Source organism: Coprobacter sp., assembly GCF_982436375.1.
This window is the reverse complement of record NZ_CEWDCG010000230.1, coordinates 1-4,215: the sequence shown is the minus strand read 5'-3', so window position 1 is coordinate 4,215 and position 4,215 is coordinate 1. Positions and strand designations below refer to the sequence as shown.

At 37.6% G+C, this 4,215-nt stretch carries 3 protein-coding genes; 1 reads left to right on the top strand and 2 read right to left on the bottom strand.

All coding sequences use genetic code 11. From position 1 onward, the window contains the following. Positions 1 to 284 precede the first annotated feature (284 nt). Positions 285 to 2,099, bottom strand: coding sequence for a DNA/RNA non-specific endonuclease (locus AC1WHX_RS10880; protein ID WP_122338157.1), 1,815 nt, complete (start codon positions 2,097 to 2,099; stop codon positions 285 to 287). A 491-nt stretch (positions 2,100 to 2,590) separates the two neighbouring features. Here AC1WHX_RS10880 and AC1WHX_RS10875 point away from each other — a divergent pair, with 491 nt between their 5' ends. After that, on the top strand, positions 2,591 to 3,649 hold the full coding sequence (locus AC1WHX_RS10875; protein ID WP_022601993.1) for a helix-turn-helix domain-containing protein: 1,059 nt from the start codon (positions 2,591 to 2,593) through the stop codon (positions 3,647 to 3,649). A 46-nt stretch (positions 3,650 to 3,695) separates the two neighbouring features. Here AC1WHX_RS10875 and AC1WHX_RS10870 read toward each other — a convergent pair. After that, on the bottom strand, positions 3,696 to 4,215 hold a 520-nt coding region (locus tag AC1WHX_RS10870; protein ID WP_481229339.1), incomplete at its 5' end, for an RNA polymerase sigma-70 factor.

Here is a 4,215-nt window from a genome sequence, read left to right as displayed (position 1 = left end):
CTATATTTGCACGGTGTTTTTCATAGTATTAGATTTAAGGTTAACGAAGATTGGTTGTCGTGAGACAACCATTTTTTTTGTTTATATGCCACTTATTATTTTGTTGAAATATCGGTTTTATTTTTCTTTTGAAGACTATATCGTACTGCGATTATTTGAGTTTTTGTTGATCGGTATATAAAGAAGACCTGTCCGGCATTCCCCATTTGTCGGGCAGGTCTTTTCATTGATAGAGTTTTAAGACCTGTCTAAACTCTATTTTATTGGAAAATTTAGACAGATTTTTAGTTCAGTCCCGGCCAGTCATTGATGTTTACTCGATTTTTAACTTCGGCAGGAGCTGTCGGGAAAAATTCGAATTCGTTGCCGATCTTTTGTTCTATTTCAGATACCGAGTATATATAGTTGCTTAACGGAGGTGTCGTACTCGGATTTTCGTTGTTAAGATTCTGCGGAAACCAGAATCCGATTGTCATAACTTCGTCCGGTGAACATTCGGCGATCGGTTTACCTGAACTTCCGTTTTTGGTACGAAGTATTACTTTGTATCGAGCTGTTGGAATTACGCATTCTTTGGATAAAGTCGACAGGATATTCCAATTACTTGCATCATAAGTTTTGTAACCATCATTTGCATAATAACATCCTGCAACGACGTATGTCGTATCGGAACATTCCCATGTATCGGATAACAACTCTTCCACTTTGCTCCAATGATCTTTGTATAGATATGCTTCGGGAGCGATATTGGTAGGATAGAAAGTCTGTATGTTCATTTCGCTTCCAGCGCCACCTCGATCGGCCGAGCGCAGTAAATGTCCTTTGGTAAAGTTTTTGTTATTATAAGGCCTCCAATAATAGTATAAGTCGGTAGGTTCATTACCGTTCATTGACCAAGGCCAATCGTTCCAGTCACTCGGGTAGATAACAGATTGCTGGCTTGCCGAAAATTTCGGGTCGGGACGCCAAGGATCAGGATTTGTACGTCCGAACCCTTTTTCATGGTAACATTGGTGTACAGGATAGGCCACCCACATGGGATTGTGTCGGTATGTGTCGTAACATGCCGTGTAATTGCGTACATGCTTTTGGCTTATCAATGTTTCGGCAAAATGTGTAACATATTTGTAATTACTATTGGTTTTGATAGTTTTGGGTGTCTCTACACATGAATAGTTCGTTGTGGAGAAATCGAATATTTGCTCTGTCGACTGATTGCTCGTTACCAGTTTGATGTCATCCATTCTGATATTGTAGTCGTCGGCTACGAACATGATGGATAGTGTTTGGGGAACTGTGTTATGTATACTGAACAGAGCGGTTGCCAGCGCCCAAGAGTTTGTTGTAGACCGGTTGTAGGCAAGAGGTTTCATCGAACTTCCGTTTCCGCTGATATATACTTTGATATTGGAAGATGTATCGAAGTCGCCTTCGAATTTACAACATCCGAAAGAGAGCTGAAAAGACGTTTGCCCGGGTTGAAGTTGTATATTATTGACCGTCACATAAGCATCTTTTCCTCCGAAATAGAATGCATTTTTGCGAGATGCTCCTGCATATCCCGAAGATTGAAAATTGTTTCGAACAGAAACGGTTCGTCCCGTATATTCGATGTTTTCAGCACCCGTTCCCGTCGCATTTATATAACCGTCCCATTGGTCTATAAATGGGTTTCCGCTTCCGCTCCAAATTGCTTTGTCGAGATTATCGTAATAGACTGTTTCGCTGGTGAAGCCTTTCGGTTGACGAGTTACGGCGATACTTTTTGATATTGTTTTATCTGTCTCGTTTCTTTTTACGGTAGAGATCGTAAGCATATAGGTTTCGCCTGTGGGAATATCGGTTACAGAAACTTTGTTTTCTCCGGGCCCACCTTCGCTTTTGTCGACTTTCAAAGCGTTGTTGCTGACATTTATACTCCATGAGACATTGGAGATAATGGTAATTTGATTGTTTGACGGATTGTTTTCGTCGAAATTCAGATTTTCGGGAGAAACGGATAATGTCGCTTCTTCAAGTTCTGTTATGGTCTCATCTTTTTCACATCCGGTGAAGTAAACGGATAGGAAAATAAGTAGTAGATAACTATACTTCTTCATACGATAGGTGAGGATTATTGATGAATTTGTAAAAATATTTTGGAATTAAGTTGAAAACAAATATGAGAATAACCCGAAATATTCAGGGAATCAATCGATAAAAAGAATATTCAATAAATAAATTATCGTGTCATTAAAACAAAAAAAGGAGTCATTCGATAAAAATGACATAGAATATTAGGGACAGCTTGAGTTTTTCGATAAAAAATGTTATCCGGCCTGTTTTCTCGTTTTCATTCGTCAGAAAGCTGCTGTCATTCTTATAAAAACAAGAATATATACTCAAATGGAACTCTCAAAGCCAATCTTGGCAAAATTTGGACAAACTCAAATCTTCAAATCGAATTTTCACTATAATATGTTCACAATAAAATGATTATAATATTAATATATGCAATAATCATTAAACTGCATGTGTTGTATAAATTTTATAATTCTTATATCTTTGTAAATAAAGCCCTATTTGTCAGAATAGATTAACGAGATGAACAATGAATCCATTTTATGAGAACTTAGCACATTTTATACATGGTGCAGCATTTATGTTCTTTATACTTGCCAGTATTCAGTTATATCCTTTAAGACACCGCAGCAATATGATGAGGTTGCTTTTCTGTAGCATGATTTTTCTTGCATTCCTCGAATTCAAGGATATGGGATTTTTGATAAAAGGCGTATGGTACAACCCGTATATAACGAGTATAACAATGAGTACCGATATGTTATATGTTCCGTTAATGGCTCTTTTTTTCTTCGAAGTTATCTCTCCCGGATGGGTCACATTACGCAGAATCATAGGAATGTCTATGCCTTCGGTATTATTTATAGTCGCATACATCATATACCCGTCTTCTGTTATTTTTAAGGCGGCAATGTTATATGCCCTTGTTTTCGGAACAATAATTACTGTTATTGTTTTCATGGCAAGTTCCCGTCGTGACAATTATATAAAAAACAATTTCTCGGATATCGAGAACTTGAGTATTTCATGGGTACGCAAGGCTATAACAGCATTATATATATGTCTTGTACTCTGGACCATTCTCCTTTGGGAAGAAAATTGGTTGAACGATGCCGCTTATTATGCAATATCTATTATCGTTTGGACTTATATTTATCGATTATCCCAAAAACATTCGGTTATAGAAATGCCGAGTACGTCCAGATTATTTATGCCGAAACCTGAACAGAAAGGGTCTCATGAGATACAAAATTTTCCCTTTAAAAAATTGCAAGAATATATGGAAAATGAACGAATGTTTCTAAATCCTAAACTGACTCTTACCGAAGTGGCGACGGCAATAGGGACAAACCGTACTTATCTGTCGGAATATTTAAATAACGATCTCGACACGACTTTCTATGAATATGTAAACGGATTCAGAATAAAGGAGGCTTGTGCTCTGCTCTCATCGGATGAACGCAGGACTTTAATGGAAATAGCCGAATTAAGCGGTTTCAACTCTCTATCTACATTTAATCGTGCTTTTGTTAAAAGCATCGGAGAAACCCCGGCCCGATACCTGAAAAAACGTCAAATCAAATGTTAGAACTGTCTGAATTTTGCTCGGGCCGGGTTTGAGAGAAATTTTATTGTCAATGATTCATTTCCGCAAGAATTTGTATGATCATTACGATAATCATAATAGAGATGTAGTCTTGCAAGTTTTCACGGAGTTTCATCTCTGTGCGCATTTTATAACGTTCTACCGACTTTACCGATATACCCAAAGTTTCAGCAATTTCGCGGTAATTTTTGTTTTCGAACCGGCTCATAATGAATACCTGTTGGTATTCAAAAGGTAGTGTTTTCAGAGTTTCTATCATCAAAGATTTAAGTTCGGAGAAAAGAACGACTTCTTCCAGATCGTTACTGCCGATCTCGAACGGGTTTGTCATTTTCCCTTGTATGTAATTTTGTTCTATCCGGTTTCTTTGTAAGTAATTCAGACAGAAATTTCGGGTCATGGTAATCAAATAGTTCTTTGCAGAAGTTTCGATATTTATTCTATGGCGGTTTTCCCATAAGGATGTAAAAACGTCTTGAACCACGTCTTCAACGACCTCTTCTGATTCGATATAACGGCGGCCGAATATACATAAAGATGGATAATAG

What these genes read in the sequence shown, in the direction of transcription:
- AC1WHX_RS10875 (WP_022601993.1), top strand. Translation starts at nt 2,591, where the DNA reads ATGAATCCATTTTATGAGAACTTAGCACATTTTATACATGGTGCAGCA.
- AC1WHX_RS10880 (WP_122338157.1), bottom strand. Translation starts at nt 2,099, where the DNA reads ATGAAGAAGTATAGTTATCTACTACTTATTTTCCTATCCGTTTACTTC.